The 21,578-nt window shown below is 60.1% G+C and carries 17 protein-coding genes; 9 read left to right on the plus strand and 8 right to left on the minus strand.

Annotated features, from left to right (window positions below):
* Nucleotides 1-232: 232 nt before the first annotated feature.
* The 3 genes from CRO62_RS22505 to CRO62_RS22515 all read left to right on the plus strand — a co-directional run bounded on the left by CRO62_RS22505 (nucleotide 233) and on the right by CRO62_RS22515 (nucleotide 3,027).
* Nucleotides 233-991, plus strand: a complete 759-nt coding sequence (locus CRO62_RS22505) for a response regulator transcription factor (protein ID WP_013635754.1) — start codon at nucleotides 233-235, stop codon at nucleotides 989-991.
* 9 nt (nucleotides 992-1,000) lie between these two features.
* Nucleotides 1,001-2,410: a sensor histidine kinase gene (locus CRO62_RS22510; protein WP_097103223.1), complete on the plus strand. Its 1,410-nt coding sequence runs from the start codon at nucleotides 1,001-1,003 to the stop codon at nucleotides 2,408-2,410.
* A gap of 191 nt (nucleotides 2,411-2,601) precedes the next feature.
* Nucleotides 2,602-3,027 (plus strand): thiol-disulfide oxidoreductase DCC family protein, encoded by a 426-nt coding sequence (locus tag CRO62_RS22515; RefSeq protein WP_097102005.1) that lies wholly within the window; start codon nucleotides 2,602-2,604, stop codon nucleotides 3,025-3,027.
* Between the two features lie 113 nt (nucleotides 3,028-3,140).
* Here CRO62_RS22515 and CRO62_RS22520 read toward each other — a convergent pair whose 3' ends face one another.
* Nucleotides 3,141-4,004, minus strand: coding sequence for a MipA/OmpV family protein (locus tag CRO62_RS22520; protein WP_179784600.1), 864 nt, complete (start codon nucleotides 4,002-4,004; stop codon nucleotides 3,141-3,143).
* Between the two features lie 323 nt (nucleotides 4,005-4,327).
* Between CRO62_RS22520 and CRO62_RS22525 the strand changes: the two genes are divergently transcribed.
* Both CRO62_RS22525 and CRO62_RS22530 read left to right on the plus strand, forming a co-directional pair.
* On the plus strand, nucleotides 4,328-7,297 hold the full coding sequence (locus CRO62_RS22525) for a bifunctional [glutamine synthetase] adenylyltransferase/[glutamine synthetase]-adenylyl-L-tyrosine phosphorylase (RefSeq protein ID WP_097102007.1): 2,970 nt from the start codon (nucleotides 4,328-4,330) through the stop codon (nucleotides 7,295-7,297).
* Entirely contained in the window at nucleotides 7,287-7,628 is a 342-nt protein-coding gene (locus tag CRO62_RS22530; protein ID WP_097102009.1) for a hypothetical protein, read from the plus strand. The genes CRO62_RS22525 and CRO62_RS22530 overlap by 11 nt, the downstream gene beginning before the upstream one ends.
* A gap of 278 nt (nucleotides 7,629-7,906) precedes the next feature.
* Here CRO62_RS22530 and CRO62_RS22540 read toward each other — a convergent pair whose 3' ends face one another.
* The 3 genes from CRO62_RS22540 to pepN form a co-directional block, all read right to left on the minus strand.
* The gene (locus tag CRO62_RS22540; RefSeq protein ID WP_097102011.1) at nucleotides 7,907-10,243 is read right to left on the minus strand and encodes a PAS domain-containing sensor histidine kinase; all 2,337 of its coding nucleotides are present in this window, start codon (nucleotides 10,241-10,243) and stop codon (nucleotides 7,907-7,909) included.
* Between the two features lie 238 nt (nucleotides 10,244-10,481).
* Complete coding sequence (locus CRO62_RS22545) at nucleotides 10,482-10,802, minus strand: carboxymuconolactone decarboxylase family protein (protein ID WP_097102013.1); 321 nt, start codon at nucleotides 10,800-10,802, stop codon at nucleotides 10,482-10,484.
* A gap of 143 nt (nucleotides 10,803-10,945) precedes the next feature.
* Nucleotides 10,946-13,594: an aminopeptidase N gene (gene pepN / locus CRO62_RS22550; RefSeq protein ID WP_097102015.1), complete on the minus strand. Its 2,649-nt coding sequence runs from the start codon at nucleotides 13,592-13,594 to the stop codon at nucleotides 10,946-10,948.
* A 491-nt stretch (nucleotides 13,595-14,085) separates the two neighbouring features.
* Here pepN and CRO62_RS22555 point away from each other — a divergent pair, with 491 nt between their 5' ends.
* Nucleotides 14,086-15,024 carry a DMT family transporter gene (locus CRO62_RS22555; protein WP_097102016.1) on the plus strand — a complete coding sequence of 313 codons (939 nt, stop codon included), beginning with the start codon at nucleotides 14,086-14,088 and terminating at the stop codon, nucleotides 15,022-15,024.
* Nucleotides 15,025-15,185: 161 nt separating this feature from the next.
* Here the strand turns inward: CRO62_RS22555 and CRO62_RS22560 are convergent, their stop codons facing one another.
* The 3 genes from CRO62_RS22560 to CRO62_RS22575 form a co-directional block, all read right to left on the minus strand.
* Entirely contained in the window at nucleotides 15,186-15,377 is a 192-nt protein-coding gene (locus CRO62_RS22560) for a hypothetical protein (RefSeq protein ID WP_003497027.1), read from the minus strand.
* A 153-nt stretch (nucleotides 15,378-15,530) separates the two neighbouring features.
* Nucleotides 15,531-16,430, minus strand: a complete 900-nt coding sequence (locus tag CRO62_RS22570) for a uracil-DNA glycosylase (protein ID WP_097102018.1) — start codon at nucleotides 16,428-16,430, stop codon at nucleotides 15,531-15,533.
* Nucleotides 16,431-16,473: 43 nt separating this feature from the next.
* Complete coding sequence (locus CRO62_RS22575) at nucleotides 16,474-17,772, minus strand: Hsp70 family protein (protein ID WP_097103227.1); 1,299 nt, start codon at nucleotides 17,770-17,772, stop codon at nucleotides 16,474-16,476.
* Nucleotides 17,773-18,071: 299 nt separating this feature from the next.
* Here CRO62_RS22575 and CRO62_RS22580 point away from each other — a divergent pair, with 299 nt between their 5' ends.
* Complete coding sequence (locus CRO62_RS22580; protein WP_065661207.1) at nucleotides 18,072-19,049, plus strand: sensor domain-containing diguanylate cyclase; 978 nt, start codon at nucleotides 18,072-18,074, stop codon at nucleotides 19,047-19,049.
* Nucleotides 19,050-19,071: 22 nt separating this feature from the next.
* Here the strand turns inward: CRO62_RS22580 and CRO62_RS22585 are convergent, their stop codons facing one another.
* A complete protein-coding gene (locus tag CRO62_RS22585) occupies nucleotides 19,072-19,860 on the minus strand; it encodes an SDR family oxidoreductase (RefSeq protein ID WP_097102020.1) in 789 nt (262 codons plus the stop codon).
* A 143-nt stretch (nucleotides 19,861-20,003) separates the two neighbouring features.
* On the opposite strand from CRO62_RS22585, the gene CRO62_RS22590 reads away from it, so the two are divergent.
* Nucleotides 20,004-20,924, plus strand: a complete 921-nt coding sequence (locus CRO62_RS22590) for a cation diffusion facilitator family transporter (RefSeq protein ID WP_013635764.1) — start codon at nucleotides 20,004-20,006, stop codon at nucleotides 20,922-20,924.
* Nucleotides 20,925-21,020: 96 nt separating this feature from the next.
* On the plus strand, nucleotides 21,021-21,413 hold the full coding sequence (locus tag CRO62_RS27695) for a hypothetical protein (protein WP_097102022.1): 393 nt from the start codon (nucleotides 21,021-21,023) through the stop codon (nucleotides 21,411-21,413).
* Nucleotides 21,414-21,578 lie beyond the last annotated feature (165 nt).

Consider the following 21,578-nt stretch of genomic DNA (forward strand, 5'->3'; position numbering starts at 1 on the left):
GTCGCTCGGGACTGTGTCTCACCTTGAGGGCGGGACAGAGTATGTGGAACGCGCGCGCCGCTTGTTTCTTCTCCGCTAGGGAGGAGAAGGTCGCGGCAGCGGGATCAAGGGCAAGGCCAGCGATAGATCGCGCCCTTGCCCCCTCATCCGACCCTTCGGGCCACCTTCCCCCCGGCGGGGAGAAGACAAGGACCCACAAAGCCGGTCCAGTCAGCACCGAGGAGGAAATCTCATGGAAAACAAGGTTCAGGAAATGTCTGTCGCATCTGTTTCCGGTTGTGCGGAAAAGGGCGAGGGCGCTATTGTCCCGCACATGAAGATTCTTGTTATTGAAGACGATCTCGAGGCTGCGGCCTATATGACCAAGGCGTTCCGGGAAGTCGGTATCGTTGCCGACCACGCGAGCGATGGTGAAAGCGGCCTGTTCATGGGCTGCGAGAATTCCTATGACGTGATGGTGATCGACCGCATGCTGCCGCGCCGCGACGGACTTTCCGTCATCAGCGAGCTGCGCCGGCGCGGCATCGAGACGCCGGTTCTCATTCTTTCGGCGCTTGGGCAGGTGGACGACCGCGTGACCGGCCTGCGTGCCGGCGGCGATGATTATCTGCCCAAACCCTATGCCTTTTCCGAACTTCTCGCACGCATCGAAGTGCTGGGCCGCCGCAAGGGCAAACCCGAACAGGACATGGTCTACCGTGTCGGCGATCTCGAACTTGACCGGCTGTCCCACGATGTCCGTCGCGGTGGCAAGGAAATCCTGTTGCAGCCGCGTGAGTTCCGCCTGCTGGAATATCTCATGAAGAATGCCGGCCAGGTGGTGACCCGCACCATGCTTCTGGAAAACGTCTGGGATTATCATTTCGACCCGCAGACCAATGTCATCGACGTGCATGTGTCCCGCCTTCGTTCGAAGATCGAAAAGGACTTCGAAAAGCCGCTGCTGAAGACCATTCGCGGCGCGGGTTACATGATGAAGGACGAGGGCTGATTGGCGAAAATGGTCCGCCTCAGAATATTGTTCCGATCAACAGCGGTGCGCCTTTCTGCGCTTTATATCCTGCTGTTTGCGCTATGCGCCGCCTTTCTGGTCTTTTATGTCACCGCCCTTTCCGAACGGCTGCTGAACCAGCAGACGCGTGACGCGGTGCTGCAGGAAGTGTCGGATGTGCAGCGCATCTACAATCGCGGCGGCATCAACCCGCTGTTGCGGATGATGGAGCGCCGTGCCCGCCAGCCGGGGGCGAGCCTTTACATCATCGCCGGGCCCAATGGCGAAATTCTTGCAGGCAACGTCGCTTCCGTGCAGCCCGGCGTGTTTGACAAGGAGGGCTGGACGGGTTTCCCCTTTCGTTACGAGCGTTATTCTGAAAGCGGCGACAGCGTGCAGCATATGGCGACCGCCAATGTCTTCATGCTGGACAATGGCCTGCGCATCCTGATCGGCCGCGATCTCGGCGAACCCACCAAATTCCGGGCGCTGGTGCGCAATGCGCTGATGGTGGCGCTTGCCATCATGAGCGCCGGTGCGCTGCTCATCTGGTTCGGCATCGGCCGCAATGCCTTGAAACGCATCGACCGCATGTCGGCAGCGACCAAGAAGATCATGGCCGGCGATCTTTCGCAGCGCCTGCCGCAGGGCCGCTCCGGCGACGAGTTCGACCGGCTGTCCGGCTCGCTCAACGCCATGCTCGGCCGTATCGAAAAGCTGAACGAGGGCTTGCGGCAGGTGTCCGACAACATCGCCCATGACCTCAAGACACCGCTGACGCGGCTGCGCAACAAGGCGGCCGCCGCTTTGGATGACGACGACGAGACGAAACGGCGCGCGGCACTCGAAGGCATCATCGCCGAATCCGACCAGTTGATCCGCACCTTCAATGCGTTGTTGATGATTTCTCGCGTCGAGGCGGGTTCCATCGCCGCCGAAATGACCGATGTGGACATGTCGGCAATCGCTGCCGACAGCGCCGAACTTTACGAACCGGTGGCCGAGGACGCGGGACTTACGCTTGAGGCTGAGATCGAACCCGGTCTTTCGGTGCAGGGCAACCGTGAGCTGATCGGCCAGGCGCTTTCAAACCTCATCGACAACGCCATGAAATATGCCTGCGAATGCGAGGGCGACAAAAAACTCGTCGTGCGTCTGGTGAGCGAACCGGACGCCATCGTGCTTTCCGTCTCCGACAATGGCCCCGGCATCCCCGCCGACAAGCGCGGCGAGGTGCTGAAACGTTTCGTGCGGCTGGACGAAAGCCGCTCCAAACCCGGCACGGGGCTCGGCCTGTCGCTGGTGGAGGCCGTGATGGAATTGCACGGCGGATCTCTCGCGCTGTCGGACACCGACGCTACAAATTCCGTCTGCCCGGGCCTGACCGTCTCTATGATCTTTCCCGTTTCGACCCTGTAAGCCGCGCTGTCCAACGCCGCTGACACCAGCACCGGTTGGTCACTGCTATTTGTGCGGAAATTCGTTCACCGTCGAGAAATAATCGTCTCTCGAGATTGAATTGAAAGATGATCGGAAGAATATCTTATAAGGTTCTACAGCTGCACTTTATTCGGAGATCGCATCGCGATCGGCAAAAGGACTTATAACGGATGGCAAACATGGCTCCCTTGGTCGGCGACCACCATGGCCCGATCATTCTGTTCGATGCCGAATGTGTGCTGTGCTCCGTGAATGCGCAATTCGTACTGCGGCATGACAAGGCCGGATATTTCCGGCTGGCCTCCATGCAGGGAGCCGCCGGCACGGAAATCTACCGGCGGCACGGAATGGACCCCAAAAATCCGGTCAGCCTGCTCGTCGTGGATGGCGACAGGGTGCGACAGGATAGCGACGGCGTTCTTGCTATCTATGAGGCGCTTGGCATGCCCTGGCGGCTGCTTGGCATGTTGCGCATAATTCCCGCATTTCTGCGCGATCCCGTCTATCGTTTTGTCGCCCGCAATCGCTACCGTTGGTTCGGAAAACGTGAGCAATGCTGGGTGGCACCGCCGGAATACAGGCACAGGATTCTTTGAACTTAGCGACGATCCTCCGCCCAGGGCAGGCGACAATTTCAGGCGGCGGGACAGACACGTGACGGCGTTGCGGAGATGGTTACAGATCCCCGCAACGCCACGTCGCCATCGGCTCAGAACGTATAAGCCACGCCAATCATCGCGAAGGGCTGGATGTCCTTCTTGGAGAGCGGGCTTTCCTTGGCATCGCCGAGCAGGAAGCCAACACCGCCGGCGCCGGTGATCGACCAGTTCTCGGTCATAAGGTAAGTGAGGGAGGCGCTGGCGTCGATGCGCTTGAAGCCTGCCTTGGCGTCATAGCGGCGCAGGCCGGAACGGGCGGATTGGGCTGAGGTGACGCCGAAATAGGATTTCATGTGCTTGTCGTCCGCCCAGGTGGCGGAGAGGTCCGCGCCAAAGATGAACTGGTCGACTTTGTGCGAAACGCTGGCGCCGACGGTTGCGGTCAACCCTTCGCTGCCGCTGATGGTCTTGTCCACCTTCGCATAGACCTCGAAGGGATCGAAGCCATAAGCGATAACACCGCCGACCACGCCGCCCGCCTTTATGTCACCCATTCCGCGAAGATTTTTCTTGTCGTCCTTTTCCTTGCGCCCGGCTTCCCAGCCGCCCTTGACGCCCAGTCTGAAGCCGTTGCTGTTCAGCAGGTTGACGGTGACGCCGCTGAAATCGATGCTCAGCGTATCTCCATACTCAACGGAAACCAGGGGAACCGCGCCTGCTTCCAGCTTGTCCGAGCCCTCATATTTGGGAGCGTAGGCAGCACCCACGCCAAGTGTGATTTTCCACTCGCTGGAACTGCTGTAGCGGGCATTGTCGAAATTGCCCTGCGGTTCGGCGAGCCTGTCCGATTTGCCGAGATCGGCAGCGAGGACGGGCGTGCAGACGGCCTGCGCCAGAGGCAGCGCGGTCAGGCAAAACGCCATCGCACGCAGGTTCTTTTGCCATTTCACTGTAAAAATCTGTTTCATGATCATATCCGTTGCAGCATCAAGCGTTGCAAAACCTGGGAGTCGGGTTTCGTTGAGGAGGACGCTACGTGGGCATAATTGCGGAGACATTACGCGAGATTGCCGGCCACGACTGAAATGGCGCTTCCGCAGGCCGGGCCTCGGAAAAGATCGGCAAAAACGGTTTTCCTGATCGCAAAGCGCCACGCATTTGTTACAACGCGGAGTGTATGCGCCCGGAAGCTTCGACAATGCGTGGCGGCAGGACGATTTTGCGGGGAGCGATCCTTCCTGAGAATCAGGCACGGTCGAAGCGCAAGGATGGGTCGCTCGGGAGAGGGAGAGAGACAGTGACGAAACGGGAAACCGCTGAAAGGCGGCTGAGCGAGGTTCTGCCGGGAGTGATCCGCCCCTATACGCAGACGGAACTGAAATCCGTTCTCTCCACGCTGAAGGATATCGCCAAGGGCGAGCCAGCTGTGGCCGCGCTTCTTGCCGCCGAAAGCCCGCTGAAGGACTTCATCGCTGCGGCTTTCACGCTGTCGCCCTATCTGCGCGACATGGCGGCGGCGGATGAGGGGCTGCTGACGCTCGCGATTTCAAAACCGCTGGAGCCACTGCTGGCCGATCTCGTCCGTGAAGCGCGCGATTGCTGGAAGCCGGGGCAAGAGGGCGGCGTGCCCGTCGAAAACGAGGTGATGTCGCGCTTGAGGATCGCCAAGCGTCGGCTTTCGTTCGTCGCAGCGCTTGCCGATCTGGCGCGCATCTTCACCGCCCGCGATACCACGCGCTGGCTGAGCGAGATGGCGGATGCTTCGCTGTCGGCCGCCATCGACCACCTGCTGCTTGTCGGTCATGAGACCGGTAAGCTCAAACTGAAGAACACTGCCGCGCCAAGCGAAGGTTCCGGCCTGATCGTGCTTGGCATGGGCAAGCTCGGTGCGCGCGAACTCAACTATTCCTCCGACATCGACGCAGTGGTGTTCTTTGAACCCTCTGCTGGCATTATCGACGATCCCTATGCTGCGACGGAGAATTTCGGCCGCATGATGCGCCGCCTCGTGCGTATCATGCAGGAGCGCACGGCAGACGGTTACGTCTTCCGCACCGATTTGAGGCTCCGGCCAGACCCCGGCTCGACGCCGCTCGCCATTCCCGTGGAAGCGGCGCTGCTTTATTACGAGGGCAGGGGCCAGAACTGGGAACGCGCCGCCTATATCAAGGCGCGACCGGTGGCCGGCGATCTGAAGGCCGGGGACAATTTCCTGCGCGAACTGACACCTTTCATCTTCCGCAAATATCTCGATTATGCGGCGATTGCCGATATCCACTCCATCAAGCGGCAGATCCATGCGCATAAGGGCCATGGCGCGATTGCGGTTAAGGGCCATAACGTCAAGCTCGGACGCGGCGGCATCCGCGAGATCGAGTTCTTCGCGCAGACGCAGCAGCTGATTGCCGGCGGCCGTATGCCGGCGCTCAGGGTCCGCGCGACGCAGGAGGCGCTGGCGGCGCTCACCGAAGCGAAATGGATCGATGCCGAAACGCGCGACAGCCTGACTGAAGCCTACTGGTTCCTGCGCGAAGTGGAACACCGCATTCAGATGGTGCGCGACGAGCAGACCCACGTGCTGCCCGACACCGAAACCGAACTGAAGCGCATCGCCTTCATGCTCGGTTTTGAAGATACCAAGGCGTTTTCCGAGAAGCTGGAAAAGGTGCTGCGGCTGGTGGAGCGCCGTTATTCGGCGCTGTTCGAACAGGAGACGAAACTCTCCGGTGAGGCCGGTAATCTGGTCTTCACTGGCCAGAAGGACGATCCCGATACGCTGAAAACCCTCTCAGCACTTGGTTTTCAGCGGCCGGAGGATATTTCCCGCGTCATCCGCACCTGGCACAATGGCCGATACCGGGCAACGCAATCGGTCGAGGCGCGCGAGCGGCTGACGGAGCTGACGCCGGATCTGCTGCGCGCCTTTGGCGAAAGCAAGCGGGCGGATGAGGCGCTGCTGCGCTTTGATAATTTCCTCTCCGGGCTACCGGCGGGCATCCAGCTCTTCTCGCTGCTCGGCAACAATCAGGCGCTGCTGTCGCTGCTGGTGACGATCATGTCGTCGGCCCCGCGCCTTGCGGAAATCATCGCCGCCCGCCCGCATGTTTTTGACGGCATGCTGGACCCGGCGCTGATGAGCGACGTACCGACGCGCGAATATCTCGCCCAGCGCATGGGCAATTTCCTCTCCAATGCCCGCCATTACGAGGACATTCTCGACCGGCTCCGTATTTTTGCCGCCGAGCAGCGCTTTCTCATCGGCGTGCGGCTGTTGACAGGTGCGATCCGTGGCGAGATCGCCGCCCGCGCCTTCACCCATCTTGCCGACCTGGTAATTGAAGCGGCCCTGAATGCCGTTCTCTCGGAGATGGAGACGGCGCATGGGCCATATCCGGGCGGGCGCGTGGCCGTGATGGGCATGGGCAAACTCGGCTCCTTCGAGCTGACCGCGGGTTCGGATGTCGACCTCATCCTCCTCTACGATTACGACGATGCCGCCCATGAATCGACCGGCGCAAAACCGCTCGATGTGGTGCGTTATTTCACTCGCGTCACCCAAAGGCTGATTGCCGCGCTGTCGGCGCCCACGGCCGAAGGCGTGCTTTACGAGGTGGACATGCGGCTTCGCCCCTCCGGCAACAAGGGGCCGGTGGCGACGCGCATTTCCGCCTTTGAAAAATACCAGCGCGAGGAAGCCTGGACCTGGGAGCATATGGCGCTTTCCCGCGCTCGCCTGATCTGTGGCGAAGCCTCGCTGATGGAAGATGCGCGCGGCATCATCGCCTCGGTACTCTCCCAGAAACGGGATGTGGCGAAAGTCTCAGCCGATGTGCTGGAAATGCGAAGCCTCATCGAACAGGAAAAGCCGCCGGAAAACATCTGGGACTTCAAGCTCATCAATGGTGGGCTGATCGACCTCGAATTCATCGCCCAATATCTGGCGCTGGTCGGTCCCGCCAGGGGTCTCCAGCCGCACGAACCGGGTCGCAACACGGCAGAGGCATTGCAGGTGCTGGCCGCCCCGGTGATGGAGCAGCAATCCTTCGACGACTGCATGGCGGCGACGGCGCTTTACACCGAGATATCGCAGATCGTACGGCTGTGCATCGACGGTGCTTTCAATCCGAAGGAAGCGCCTGCCGGTCTTATCGATCTGGTTTGCCGGGCCGGGGATTGCCCGGATATTTCCACGCTGGAGGGCGAGGTGAAGCGGCTGGCGAAGGTCGTCAGGAAGGCGTTTGTGGCAACGGTGAAGAATGGCGGGTGATGGTGGGTGCCGGATAAGAAAGATTCTGGATCGTTTTAGTCTGGGTAAGGCTTGCATTCTGAGCATCGATCCGGCGCGGTTGCCGGACGAGCCGCACGAAGCGGGTTACTACGACGTAGAGTTCGAGCTGGTTGGAGACAGCGGCAACAGTGCCGTTATCATGCAAGGGACAATCGCGTTACCCTCTTTTCGACGAAACGTGACAGGTACGATCACGCGATTTGTCGGCATTTATGTGAACCCGGAACCGGAAGCCAGCGACGGCCTCGTCAATATCATAAGGTTTGGCAAACGCCTTGCCGATGATGATGTCGAGAAAACCAGGGATTGAAGCGCTTTTGATATAGGAAATTATTGGTTGTCACGGTGAGAAACCGTCATGTCATATGCGGCGGGTGCCGCTTCACCCCCCTCTGCCCTGCCGGGCATCTCCCCCACAGGTGGGGAGATCGATATGCGGCGAGGTATTGCCCATCTCGACGTTCGAGAATGAAGTGGCGACAGCACGTCTTGCCGATCTCCCTCCTTGTGGGGGAGATGCCCGGCAGGGCAGAGGGGGGTAAACCACACCCACCAGCGCAAAGGGGCGCACGCCACACCCACGAAGCTTCAATGCACCGTGCCACAGCACCCTGCCGCATGCGGGATGATAATCGTCACAACCGTACCTCTGCCTTCGCAGGAGCGGATTTTCATCGTGCCGCCATGCAGCCTGACGAGCGAGCGCGAGATGGCGAGCCCGAGGCCTGAGCCGCCCTGGCTTTTGGCGTATTGGCTCTGCACCTGCTCGAAGGGCTGGCCAATCTTGTCGAGCGCCTCGGCGGGAATGCCGATGCCGGTATCGGCGATGGTGAGGATCATGGCGGCCTGATGCACATGGGTGCGCAGCGCTACGCGGCCGCCATTACCGGTGAACTTCACGGCATTGGACAGAAGGTTGAGCATGATCTGCTTCATGGCGCGGCGGTCGCCCTGCATCGTCAGCCCGGCGCAGACCTTCTGCTGCACGGTGATGTTCTTCTGTTCCGCCTGGATGGCCGTCAGCCGCAGGGTTTCCTCGATCAGCGGCGCGAGATCGATCGTCTCGCGGTTGATCCGCATATGGCCGGCTTCGATCTTGGACATATCCAGAATGTCGTTGATGACGTTTAGGAGGTGCTTGCCGCTGTCGTGGATATCCCGGGCATATTCGGAATATTTCGGCGAGCCAACCGGGCCGAACATCTCGTTTTGCAGGATGTCGGAAAAGCCGAGAATGGCGTTGAGCGGCGTGCGCAGCTCATGGCTCATATTGGCGAGGAATTCGGACTTTGCGAGGTTTGCCGCCTGGGCGCGCTCTTTTTCGGCGAGATAATTGGCGTTGGCGTCTGAAAGCTCCGTCTTCTGCCGCTCCAGCTTATGCTGCGAGGCGGAAAGATCGCCGATGGTGGCCATCAGCCGGCGTTCGGAGTCGCGCAGGCGCTCCTGATGGCGCTTCAGAAGCGTAATGTCGGTGCCGACGGAGACGAGGCCGCCGTCACGGGTGCGGCGCTCATTGATCTGTAGCCAGCGATCGTCGGCAAGCTGCACTTCCGTCATGCGCGAAAGGCCTGACTGATCGGCGTCCGCAACGCGCCGCTCCACGACCGGGCGCGCCGCAGCCGCCTGCACGGCGCTCTTTTCGGTGCCCGCTACCAGAACGCTGTCCGGCAAGCCGTAAGCCTTCTGGTAATGGGTGTTGCACATGACGAGACGGTCGTTCTTGTCCCACAGCACGAAGGCTTCCGAGGTGGATTCTATGGCGTCTGCAAGGCGCTGGTCTGCCTCGGCGTAACGTTGCGCAAGGCGGTGCTGCTCGGTCACGTCCATGGCGATGCCGATGACGCGCGGGCCGTTATTGGTGCGGATGACCTGGGCGCGGGCGCGCAGCCAGACATAGTGGCCTTTCGCGTGGCGCATGCGGAAGATCTGGTCGATCTGGCGCAGATCACCGCAGCCGACAGCACGCGCAAGCTCGTAGAGGTTTCCATCTTCGGAATGCATCATGCGCGCCGCATCGGAAAAGGACAGCGGTGCGGCCTTCGGCGGTCTGCCGAGGATTTCGTAGAGTGAGCCCGACCAGAACATGCGCCGCGTGGAAAGATCGAAGTCCCACAGGCCGCAGCGGCCACGTGACAGCGCCGTCTCCACCCGCAGGTTCGATTCGGCGAAGATGTCGTCGGCATCGCGGGCGCGTCTGACCTGCATGTAATAGGCGTAGAGCACGACGAGAAGGATCGAGGAGATTCCGGCAAACAGCGTCACGTTCATGGCGATTTCGCTGCGCCAGAAAGAACGGATCGGCTCAAGCGAGCGCGCCGCGATGACCATGCCGCCATCGTCGCCGAAGGGGATCATCGTCGCATAATGCGGCTGGTTGTCGATATTGGTTTCGATGGTGCCGGGGGCGCCGGGAAAACGCTGTACAATGGCGATTTCGGGAAGCAAAGCGGGCAGGGAGGTGCCGATATAAAGCGTGGCGCCCTTGCCGGCGCCGGCGAAAATCCGGCCGTTGCTGCCCGACAGAAGCACCATGGTGCCATCAGCAAGGCTGCCCGAAGGCAGCGCTGCGGCAAGGCTCGCCTCGGCGCGGGTGCGCTCTTGCGAGGCAAAGACAATACCGTTGTTGATAAGGGCTGCTTTGGCCGTCAGCGCCGTCAGAGCGGTAGAGTGGCGAGCTGCCTCTTCCATGCGACTATATTCGGCAACGATGCCCAGCATGCGCGACGCCGCGATGACGACGAGAAATGCAAGAATGAGAATGGGAATGAGGCGCTTCAGCAGGGTCTCGACCTGCGGCATCGGGCGGTCGGAGCCGTTCATCAAACCCATCAGGTCGCTGGAAAGCCGTTCGCCCCAGGCCGCAAGATCAGAAAATTTGGCATACGGCCGCTCATCGCCCGCAGTCGCCCGCCGCACGTTCGTCATTGTCCCGCCTTCAAGATATCCCCACTGATTCGAAGCGCCGCCGCTCGAATATGCATAGTGAATCAAATGCGATTCGCCGTGTCCAGAGGCAAAAGTTAAAAGAATTTTAACCCCTTGAACCGACTCCGTATTTTTTCGGGACAGCGCGTTACGGTCTGCACAGCGGCGCCAGGCATTGGAAAAACCGACACCCTGATGGCCTGTCTGGAACGTTCCGGTGTGTTGCGGCCGGTGGTTCTCAAGCCTTGTCGAAAGCTTCGAGAGCAGGTCCAAGTGCGGCGAGAACGCCGTTTCCGGCGGCAGGAAGCCCGGTCAGCACCGCGCTGATGATGTCGTCACGGCTTGCGCCATGCGCTTTGGCTTCCAGCACATGAAATGCCACGCCGCCTTCCAGCCGCAGTGCGGCGAGAATGCCGATATAGACCAGGCATTGCGTCTTGGCATCCAGCGTGGACGCTGCACCCAGCCCCTGCACGGCCTGAAGCCAGACAGCCTGATGGGCCGGTGCTTCGGCGATGAAGCACTGGAACGAATTGCTGGCGTTGGAAATATCCGTCATCTGAAGTCACTTTCCGTTTGCGGCCGCTCCCCGGCCTGTCGCTGACGATTGTGTCGCGCAATGCGTTGCGCCGCCTTGACGGAAATCAAGACGGCGCACAGGCATTGTCCGGAATAGGGCAGTTGGCGAATGTTCGCCGGGTATTATCCTTTCAGAATACGCCCGACGATATCGCTGACATCCGTCGAAAGACCTTTTGCTTCGGCGATCGTCGAAAGTGCTGCCTTGGCGTGTTCGGCGCGGCTTGCTTCCAGCGACCGCCAGGAGCGCATGGAGGTGAGAATGCGCGCGGCAAGCTGCGGATTACGCTTGTCGATGGCTATGATCTGCTCGGCGAGGAACCGGTAGGCAGCACCGTCGGCACGGTGGAAACCGGTCGGGTTGGAGAAGGCGAGCGTGCCCACCAGCGACCGCACCCGGTTGGGATTGGAGGCGATGAAGTGTTTCGACGTCATCAGCGCTTTGATACGTTCCAGCGCGCCGTCGCCGGGAATGGCGGCCTGCAGCGAGAACCATTTGTCGAGAACCAGCGCGTTGTCCGCAAAGCGGGCTTCGAAGGCGGCAAGCGCCTCCTTTGTCTCCGTGCTGTCGGGGAAACGCTGGGTCAGCACACCAAGCGCATGCGCAAGATCCGTCATGTTGGTGGCGCCGGCATAGGCCTTTGCCGCCCTGTCAGGCGTTCCCTCGGCAAAAGCAAGGAAGCTCAACGCGCCGTTGCGAAGCGAACGCCGTCCGGCGCTGTCGGCATCGGGGCTGTAGGCTTCACCGTTGCCGTCGCTGTCGGCGAGCCGGCGGAGTGTTTCGAGACCGGCCGTGGCAATGGCCTTGATCGTCGCGTTGCGTGCCTTGTGGATGGCGTCCGGGTCGGTATTGCCGCCCAGTTCGCGGGCGATGTCCGTTTCGCTCGGCAGCGCCAGCGCCTGTGCCCGGAAAGCGGGTTCAAGCGAAGCGTCGCCGACGATTTCGATCAGCGTTGCGATGAGGTCGGCGTCCGAGCGTACTTCTTGGCCGTTCTGCACGGCCTTGGTAGCGGCAATCAGCGCCGGCAAAGCGAGATCGGTAAGCGCCTGGAAACGGGCAAACATATCCGTCTCGTGCCGGGCGACCTGCACCAGATCGGCAGCACTCTGTTCGAAATGCAGGTTGATCGGCGCCGAGAAGCTGCGGTTGAGCGACAGCACTGGGCGCGATGAAATGCCGGAGAAGGAGAATGTCTGGTTGCGTTCGGTCAGATGCAGCACGCCGTCGCGGTATTCGCCGCCGGTGACAGCCTGCGGCTCGGCGATCTGGCCATTGTCGAGAATCAGCGCCAGCGATAGCGGAATATGCCGCGGTTGCTTCACCGGTTGGCCGGGCGTTGGTGCGACGGTCTGTTCCAGCGTCAGCCTGAAGGTCGCCTTGGCGGCATCGTAGGCGGAGGAAACGGAGACGAGCGGCGTGCCGGCCTCGGTGTACCAAAGCGAAAACTGCGACAGGTCGCGGCCGCTGGCATCGGCAAAACTCTTGACGAAATCCTCAACAGTCGCTGCTTCGCCGTCGTGGCGCTCGAAATAAAGGTCCATGCCTTTCTTGAAGTCGTCTTCCCCAAGGATCGTGGCGATCATGCGGGTGACTTCGGCGCCTTTTTCATAAACGGTTGTCGTGTAGAAGTTGTTGATTTCGCGATAGGTATCGGGGCGGGGCGGATGGGCCAGCGGACCGGAATCCTCCGGAAACTGCTCCGATTTCAGGTGGCGCACATCGGCGATGCGCTTGACCGGGCGCGAGCGCATGTCGGCGGAAAATTCCTGGTCGCGATAGACCGTCAGGCCTTCTTTCAGGCACAGCTGAAACCAGTCGCGGCAGGTGATGCGGTTGCCGGTCCAGTTGTGGAAATATTCATGCGCGATAATGCGCTCGATATTGGCGTAGTCCGCATCGGACGCGGTTTCCGGGTCGGCCAGCACGAATTTGTCGTTGAAGACGTTGAGACCCTTGTTCTCCATCGCGCCCATGTTGAAATCGGACACGGCGACGATCATGAAGATATCGAGGTCGTATTCACGGCCGAAGCGTTCCTCATCCCATTTCATCGAGCGCTTCAGTGCATCCATGGCATAGGCCGCGCGCGGCTCCTTGCCATGCTCGACATAGATCTTCAGCGCCACTTCGCGGCCGGAAAGGGTGGTGAACGTGTCTTCCACCACGCCGAGATCGCCGGCGACAAGCGCAAAGAGATAGCTGGGTTTCGGGTGCGGATCGAACCAGGCTGCAAAGTGGCGGCCTTCATCGTAATTGCCGCCGCCGAGGAAATTGCCGTTCGACAACAGCAGCGGATTGCCCTCCTTCGCGGCGATGATCGTCACCGTATAGGGTGCCAGAACATCCGGCCGGTCCGGGAAATAGGTGATGCGGCGGAAACCTTCCGCCTCGCACTGGGTGCAATAAACGCCGTTGGTGCGGTAAAGCCCCATCAGCTGCGTATTGACCTGCGGGTTGATATAATTGGTGACACAGATCTCGAAGGGCGTCTCCGCAGGCAGATCGCGGATCGTCAGGCTATCAGGCGTCGCATCATATTGGCTTGCGGGAATGTCCACCTGATCGAGCAGCAGGCCCGAAAGCGTCAACTCGTCGCCATCGAGAACGAGCGGCGCTGACACGTCGACGCCCTCTCGGCGATGAAAGATCAGACGGGCTTCGACCTTGGTATTCTTGGGGTCGAGTTCGAAGGTGAGATCCACCCGCTCCAGAACGAAATCGGTGGGGCGGTAATCTGCCAGGTGAACGATCTGGCCCGTGTCTGTTCGCATGACTGTTCCTGAATAACTTTGTCGTTGTCTTCCGGGCATCATGTCGTCATAAGGCCCGGATGTAAAATAGGTAGAGTATTCGTCACAATCATGTGCGCATCGGGAGGACGTTCTGTCCTGCCATGGAAGGCTTTGCCGCCCCTGCAGACGATCCTACCGCTGCCGGACCTGCGGACCATGCCAGCAAATGTTGAACGATTGCTGAAATTGTATTTTATTTTCTTCAAATTTTAGCGCGTGTCGCTTTTGGCCTGATTCTCACGTCGCCATCGGGGCTGAAGGCCTGAACAATGGAGGCGACGAGGCCACAAGCCAGGAAAGCAATCCTGCGCCTCACCAGATCAACCGAATTCATGGGTAAATAACATTTTTTGTTGTAAAGCGCTTCGGGAATGCTCTAGCCTTGTGCAAATCCAATTCCCCCGCGTCGTCCTCCCCGCATGAACAATCTCCCGATGGCGTGTTTGCGCAGCCGATATGAGTAACTGCCGATGAACGCCGAACCGACAAATCCCTTTCGGGGGATAAGCCTGAAGCTGATTTCGGTTGGCTTTTTTCTGGTGATGCAGACTTGTATCAAGGCCTCCGGTCCTGATGTGCCGGCCGGTCAGATCACTTTCTTCCGCTCCGCTTTCGCCATCATCCCCATCGTCGTTTATCTTGCCTGGCTGCATGCGCTGACGAGCGCGCTGCACACCAACAATCTCATCGGCCATTTCAAGCGTGGGTTTCTCGGCATTCTCTCCATGGCCTGTGGGTTTTACGGGCTGACGCTGCTGCCGCTGCCTGAGTTCATTGCCATCGGTTATGCCTCACCGCTGCTGGCCGTCGTGTTCGCCGCCTTCATCCTGCGCGAGAAGGTCCGCATCTACCGCTGGAGCGCGGTTTTCGTTGGCATGATGGGCGTGCTGGTTATCCTGTGGCCGAAGATGACCCTGTTGCGCGAAGGCGGTTTTGCTGCGGGCGAGGGGCTGGGCGCGATTGCCGTGCTCTGCGGGGCCGCACTTGGCGGTCTCGCAATGATCCAGGTGCGGCAACTGGTGGAAACGGAAAAGACGCCGACCATCGTTCTCTATTTCTCGCTCACGGCCACCTTGCTGTCGCTCGTCAGCGTGCCCTTCGGCTGGAGCGCTCTGGATACCAAGCAGGCCGTGCTGTTGGTCACCAGCGGCATTTGCGGCGGCGTCGCGCAAATCTTCCTGACGGAGAGCTATCGCCACGCGGAGGTCTCAACCATCGCGCCCTTCGAATACAGCTCCATCGTTTTCGGGATAGCGGTCTCCTATATCCTGTTCGGAGACATTCCCACGCTCACCATGTTGATCGGCACGGCAATCGTGATTTTCGCCGGCATCTTCATCATTTTCCGCGAGCACCAGCTGGGCCTGGCGAGACGCGCGGCACGAAAGGCCTCCACGCCGCAGGGGTGACGCACCAAATTTGGCGGAGGTCGCAAACATGCGGCATCGTCGATGCCAGAGCCGTTGTCGTGTCGGCGCCTAGTCGCGTAAATGCAAAAGGCGCCTTCCCGAAGAAAGACGCCAGCGCGCAATCATAGATATGGACCGGTTTTACACCGGCCTGAGTGCTCTCAGCGCTCGCGGAAATCCGCAAAGACAGCTGCAGGACGTGTGACGCGAACCTGCTGCATGGCAGCACGTGCGGTCATCTGTTCGTTAGCGGCAGCGCCGAAACGATGGTAACCCTGACTGGAGCGAGGGCCGAGGCCCGCCAGTCGGAGCGTTTCAAAGCCGGAATGTACCGGACGGAAGCGAGTTGTCATTGCCTTGGTTCCTTAAACCGAATTCCTCCCAAGACACAGGCTGGCTTATCGCAGTGCAGCATGGATTCGGCAAGCCGGGTCAGCGCGCCGCTGTTATGCGTAATACGCATGGCTTTTTTCATACTTCGTTTACTCTGAGTAAGAATCAGGCAATCAGCCTTCGGAGATTTTTGCCTGAAACGCCAATAAATCCTGCCATGCCAATGACTTGCTGGCAGGTGCGTTTAGAAGTTCCTGCGGATGCAGGCTCGCCAGCGCCGGTAAAACCAGGTGCCCGGCTGCGACATCACGCCACTGTCCGCGCAGCGTATGGATCGTTCCGGTGCCGCCGAAAAAGAAACGTGCGGTCAAGTTGCCAAGAAGCAACAGGTGTTTCGGCTCCGCAAGGGCGATCTGGCGCTCGATGAAGGGGCGGCAAATATCCATTTCGGCCTGAGTCGGCGGGCGGTTGCCCGGTGGACGCCAGGGCACGACATTGCCGAGCATGATGCGTGCGCGGTCAAGGCCGATAGCGGCCAGCATACGGTCGAGCAGCAGACCGGTCTTGCCGGCAAAAAGCTGGCCCTCGCGGTCGTCATCCGCATCCGGCATCGGGCCGATGACCATGACGGTGCAAGTAGGGTCGCCTTCGGTGAATACCGTGTTGCGGGCGCTGTTCTTGAGGTTGCAGCCGCTGAAACCCTCAAGCGCGATTTTCAGTTCGGAAAGCGACCTTGCGCTTTCAGCCGCAAAACGGGCAGCCGCCACGGCCTGTTCGTCCGGCATGGCGACATTCTGCTGAAGTGCAGGAGCAGGCGGCGCGCCTCTCGTCGGCGCGCTGCGACCTGCCGTCTGCCGCTGCGGAGCATCGGCACGACGCTCCGTGCCGCCGTCCATCTGGCGTGCGGGCGCAGAACTCTCCTGACGCGCTGCCGGTCGGGCAGGGCGGGAGGCGGCAAATTCGGCGAAACGGTCAACAGGTCCGTCTTCCAGCAACCAGTCCACGCCCGCATCCGCATGGAAATGCAGAAGCGCGGCGAGTTCGGCCGGGGAGAGGTCGTGAGCGGCGATCATGGGGTGAAATTATCCCATGTTCCCCGCCCGGGGAACCCGTAAATCACGCTGTCCAGCGCTGAATGTCACCGCTTTCGCCGATCATGGCCAGACCATGGGCAATCGAGAGCAGCTCGCCGCCGGTTTCGATCCGGTCCGCGTCGAAACGACGGGTGAAAAGCTCGCGCACTGCCGGCACGAAGGAGGTGCCACCGGTAAGGAACACCTTGTCGATTGCCTCAGGCGCAACTTGCGTCTTCTCCAGAACCTCGTCCAGCGCGCCCTCGATCTTGGCGAGGTCGTCGGCGATCCAGTTGTTGAAATCGCTGCGCTTGACCATCTTGCGGCCGGCCTTGCCGAGCGGCGCGAAGTTGAATTCCGCTTCTTCGGCCGATGACAGCGCCATCTTGGTGGCGGAAATCGACTGATAGAGCGGATAACCCTCGTCATGCTCCACCAGATCGATGAAGAGTTCGAGCTTGTCCGGCTCCAGCGCCGAGCGCACCAGCGATTTCAGATCGGTGAATTCCTTCGAGGTCTTGAAGATAGACAGCTGGTTCCAGCGACCGAAATTCACGTAGTAGCCGGAAGGCACGTCCAGCACCTTGTCGAAGCTCTTGAACTTGCTGCCCTTGCCGATTTCCGGCGAAACCAGATTGTCGATCATGCGGAAGTCGAAATGGTCACCGGCGACACCGACGCCGGAATGGCCGATGGGGGTGGCGGAAAGCTTGCCGGCATGGGTCTCGAAGCGGATCAGCGAATAGTCGGTGGTGCCGCCGCCGAAATCCGCCACCAGCACATTGGCGTCCTTCTTCAGGCTCTGGGCGAAATAATAGGCGGCCGCCACCGGCTCGTAGACATAATGGATTTCCGGAAAGCCGGCACGCGTCAGCGCTTCGTTGTAGCGGGAGAGCGCCAGCGTCTCATCCGGATTGCTGCCGGCGAAACGCACGGGGCGACCGGCGATGACGGTCGAGACGTCGCTTGGCCACTCTGCGCCTGCATAGGTTTTCAGCTTGCGCAGGAACACGTCCATCAAATCCTCGAAGCTCTGGCGCTTGGCGAAGATCAACGTGCCCTGGAAGAGCGGCGAGGCCGCAAATGTCTTGATCGACTGCAGGAAGCGGCAATCGCCCGCATTATCGATGAATTGCCTGATGGCTGCGTGGCCCGCTTCCACGTGCAGGGCAGCCGCACCAAGGCCCGAATCCTTCATGAAGGAGAGCGCGGTGCGCATGCTGTCATCCGTGCCCGCGCTGCTGGTAAACTGCATGGAGCGGCTGTCGCCGCCACCGTCGGAAAGAGCCATGACCGTGTTGGTCGTGCCGAAATCGAGGCCCAGTGCCCGCTTTTGCGTCATCGCCATATCCTTGTCGCCGATAGAAATGCTCGCCCGGCCCAAAGGCGGCCCGGCGTGAGAATAAGGGACGCATTTGGCATCCCGATGTCAGAGGAGGGCGGTTGATTGCACAGGCCCGGCAGAATGGCAAGCGCCACTTCTCGGTTTATTAAAACATTAGAATAAAGTAATTTTCTGTTATAAATACAGTTTTGCGATGCGTATTAAATATTTTTTCGCAATCGCAAAGTATAAATAAAGGATATATCCTCAGGGAGCTTTCTTAATTGTAGCTGTCGCGTTGTAACCCGGAAGTCCAGATGTCCCGCAAGCAGGCATGTTCCGCCCTCCAAGATGTGCCGCCCGGGCCGGAGGTCCTCATTCGCGGCGACGTGGAAATTTTCCATTCCCAGCTTATGAACCTCATGGCGTCATCGCAGCAGGGTTATGCCCTTTTCGATGGCAGCGATGAGTTGCGCTTTGCCAATGCGGCCTTCCGCGAGGCGCTGGGCATGGCTCCGGACGGTTTTCCGAGCTGGATGGAGCTGATGCGCGGCGGGTATCGCAGCTCGACAGGAACGGCGGTCGAAACCACCGATTTCGAACTGTGGTTGCGCTCGGCGCGGACAAGGCGTGGCAAGTTGCCTTACCGCACCATCGAAACCAGCCTGAACGATGGACGCTGGATGCTGACGACGGAAACGACGCTGCCGGGCGGCTGGATGTTGTGTGTCGTGACCGATGTTTCCGAGCTTGGCATCCAGTTGCGCGATCTGCGGCAGGAGCGCGACAGGGCGCTGAAATCGGCGCTGAGCGACGAGCTCACGGGCCTCGGTAACCGCCGCTATGCCATGGATATCCTCAACCAGATGCTTGGCCCCAACAAGGCGCAGGCGCTTGCGGTGATCATCATGGATATCGACCACTTCAAGGCTGTGAACGACCGTTTCGGGCATGCCTGCGGCGATCTCGTCCTTAAGGATTTCGCCACCCGGCTTTCCGCCGCGATCGGCCGGGACGATCTGGTGGGGCGGATCGGCGGTGAGGAGTTTCTGCTCGTTCTCAGCGGTTCGCGAATGCTGAGCGCGGAAAGCACCATGCAGAAGCTGCTGGCGACGTTGACCGAGGCATCGCCGCTAAGCGATGTGCCGGATTTCCGTTACAGCTGTTCGGCCGGCATTGCCTTTGCCGATCCAGGCGAGAGCGCGAGCGATGTGCTGCGCCGCGCCGACACGGCACTCTATGAAGCCAAGAATACCGGCAGAAACCGCTTCGTAGTCTACGGAGCGGCCTCTTGACCGCTCCGGTGTCTCACTGGCGTCAGTTCGATTTCGCTGCGCCGCCATCCACCCGCAGCATTGTGCCGGTGATGTAGCTTGCCCGAACCGAGCAGAGGAAAGCCCCGGCGGCGGCGAATTCTTCCACCGTGCCAAGCCTGCCTGCCGGAATGCTCTTGACCGAAGCCTCGCGGATTTCCTCCATGCTTTTACCCAGGCGCTTGGCATTGGCCCCATCCAGCTCGTCGATGCGGTCGGTATGGATGCGGCCGGGCAGAAGAAGGTTGGAGGTGATGCCGAAACCGGCCACTTCGCTCGACAATGTCTTGCTCCAGCCCACCAGCGCTCCACGCAGCGTGTTGGAGAGTGCCAGATTGGGGATGGGTTCGAACACGCCGGAGGAGGCAACGGTCAGGATGCGGCCAAATCCCTGTTCCTTCATCTGCGGCAGCAGCGCATTGGTGAGCGTGATGACGCGCAGCACCATCGACTGGAAGAAGCTCACCAGCTTCTCGGTCGTGATCTCCTGCGCAAGACCCGGCGTCGGGCCACCGGTGTTGTTGACGAGAATGTCAATGCCGCCGAGCTTGTCGTTCACGGCCTGAACCATGGCCTCGACGAAATTGTCATCGCCAAGATCGCCCCGCACCCAGTCGGCCTTGCCCTTGCCCAGCGCGTTGATCGTCTTGCAGTTCGCGTCCAGCTTTTCGCTGCTTCTGCCAACGAGAAGAACATTCACGCCTTCGTTCGCCAGCGCCGTGGCGATGCCCAGCCCAAGGCCGCGAGAGGAGGCGAGAACGAGGGCGCGTTTGCCGGAAATGCCGAGATCCATGGGTTTTGTCCTGTCTTGTTTGCAGCAGATCAAAGAATCGAAGCGTGACTACAGGCGAAAACCTTACACAGTTTTCGCTATCCCGCTCCATCCGTGCTGTTTATAGGAAGGCGGCGCCCGCTTTTGAAGGTTAAATACGCGTCATGACCGAACAATCTCTGCTGAAATTCTCAATTGCCATCACGGTTCTTCTGGCCGCGTTCGGCATTGGCGCAGGCCTGTTTTCCGGTTCTTTCGCGGTAGTGTTCGATGGCGTTTATGCCCTGACGGATGCATTCATGACGGTGCTGGCGCTACTGGTGGCGCGGCTGATCGCGGCTTCCGCCGCCCCACGGCCCGGTGGCCGGCTGGCAGAGCGTTTCACCATGGGCTTCTGGCATCTGGAGCCGATGGTCCTCGGCCTCAACGGCACGCTTTTGATGGGCGCTGCGATCTATGCCCTGATCAACGCCATCGACAGCCTGATGGACGGCGGCAGATCGATCGAGTTCGATTACGCCATCATCGTCACCTTCGTCAGCTTTGCCGTTTCGCTCGTCATGGCATGGTTCGTCAAACGCCAGAACCGCAGACTGAAATCGGCCTTCGTGGCGCTGGACGCCAAAAGCTGGCTGATGAGCGCGCTCCTGAGCGCAGCCCTGTTCCTCGCCTTCGCCATCGGCTACGGGCTGACGGGAACCGCGCATCAGTGGATCGCGCCCTATATCGACCCCGCCGTGCTGGCGCTGGTCTGCCTCATCATCATTCCCATGCCGCTCGGCAATGTGAAACAGGCGCTTGCCGACATCCTTCTGGTGACGCCGTTTGAATTCAAGCAGCATGTGGACAGGGTAGCGGCCGAAACCGTCGAAAAATTCGGCTTCGCCTCGCACTATTCCTATGTCGCCCGCGTGGGCCGAGGCCGCCAGATCGAACTCTTCTTCATCGTCCCGAAAAACTGGCCACCCCGGCGTCTCGAAGAATGGGACGCGATCCGCGACGAGATCGGCGATGCACTCGGCGGCGAGGGGACGGATCGGTGGCTGACGATTGTGTTTACGACGGATGAGGAATGGGCGGTTTGATGTTGGGGAGTGGAGGTATTTAAACTGCGGTAGTATTTTCCTGATACGCGAGCATTCGTTGCCAAGCCCATTTCACTTCTCTCAAGGGAACCATCAATGAAGTGCCTGCGCATCTATGCTACGCCGGATGGCGAGTCTCATTTCGATGAAATCGATTTGCCCACTACCAAGCGGTCAGTTCACCCAGACGCCGCTCCTTTCGATGTCACAGGTAGCTACCCAGCCTCTCGCGTCCGCATCACGCATATTCCGGCGGGAATGCGAGAAGTCGCATGGCATAACGTGCCCGAGCCTGTTCTGACAGTAAGACTTGATGGTTCCGTGGAGTACGAGACTAGCGATGGCGAGGTGCGCCACGCTTCGGCTGGTAGCTTCGTGCTAATCGAGGACACGCACGGAAAAGGCCATCTCTCGCGACACTCGCCAGAAGCTCAGACCGTCATCTGGATTTCATTACCGAACGGCCTTGAACTTCCGCCTGCTTCATGACCGCTATCGGCGCAAAACTGAGGTGTCGGCTTGTGTTGGAAGGTGCTTTCGGTTTAGCGCTTTCACTGTCCAATATCGGATCGGGAGCGGTTTCCAAATCCTTACAACCCTTGACGCTTTCGCTTCGCACTCCTATTCTCAATCTTACGTGCACGTAAAAGTAAT

This window comes from Rhizobium sp. AN6A, assembly GCF_900215635.1.
In the GTDB taxonomy this organism is placed as follows: Bacteria; Pseudomonadota; Alphaproteobacteria; order Rhizobiales; family Rhizobiaceae; genus Agrobacterium; species Agrobacterium tumefaciens.

Bases quoted from the DNA above. Each gene is read 5' to 3' on its own strand.
- CRO62_RS22505 (WP_013635754.1), top strand. From the start codon at position 233: ATGGAAAACAAGGTTCAGGAAATGTCTGTCGCATCTGTTTCCGGTTGT.
- CRO62_RS22510 (WP_097103223.1), top strand. From the start codon at position 1,001: ATGGTCCGCCTCAGAATATTGTTCCGATCAACAGCGGTGCGCCTTTCT.
- CRO62_RS22515 (WP_097102005.1), top strand. From the start codon at position 2,602: ATGGCAAACATGGCTCCCTTGGTCGGCGACCACCATGGCCCGATCATT.
- CRO62_RS22520 (WP_179784600.1), bottom strand. From the start codon at position 4,004: ATGATCATGAAACAGATTTTTACAGTGAAATGGCAAAAGAACCTGCGT.
- CRO62_RS22530 (WP_097102009.1), top strand. From the start codon at position 7,287: ATGGCGGGTGATGGTGGGTGCCGGATAAGAAAGATTCTGGATCGTTTT.
- CRO62_RS22540 (WP_097102011.1), bottom strand. From the start codon at position 10,243: ATGACGAACGTGCGGCGGGCGACTGCGGGCGATGAGCGGCCGTATGCC.
- CRO62_RS22545 (WP_097102013.1), bottom strand. From the start codon at position 10,802: ATGACGGATATTTCCAACGCCAGCAATTCGTTCCAGTGCTTCATCGCC.
- pepN (WP_097102015.1), bottom strand. From the start codon at position 13,594: ATGCGAACAGACACGGGCCAGATCGTTCACCTGGCAGATTACCGCCCC.
- CRO62_RS22555 (WP_097102016.1), top strand. From the start codon at position 14,086: ATGAACGCCGAACCGACAAATCCCTTTCGGGGGATAAGCCTGAAGCTG.
- CRO62_RS22560 (WP_003497027.1), bottom strand. From the start codon at position 15,377: ATGACAACTCGCTTCCGTCCGGTACATTCCGGCTTTGAAACGCTCCGA.
- CRO62_RS22570 (WP_097102018.1), bottom strand. From the start codon at position 16,430: ATGATCGCCGCTCACGACCTCTCCCCGGCCGAACTCGCCGCGCTTCTG.
- CRO62_RS22575 (WP_097103227.1), bottom strand. From the start codon at position 17,772: ATGACGCAAAAGCGGGCACTGGGCCTCGATTTCGGCACGACCAACACG.
- CRO62_RS22580 (WP_065661207.1), top strand. From the start codon at position 18,072: ATGTCCCGCAAGCAGGCATGTTCCGCCCTCCAAGATGTGCCGCCCGGG.
- CRO62_RS22585 (WP_097102020.1), bottom strand. From the start codon at position 19,860: ATGGATCTCGGCATTTCCGGCAAACGCGCCCTCGTTCTCGCCTCCTCT.
- CRO62_RS22590 (WP_013635764.1), top strand. From the start codon at position 20,004: ATGACCGAACAATCTCTGCTGAAATTCTCAATTGCCATCACGGTTCTT.
- CRO62_RS27695 (WP_097102022.1), top strand. From the start codon at position 21,021: ATGAAGTGCCTGCGCATCTATGCTACGCCGGATGGCGAGTCTCATTTC.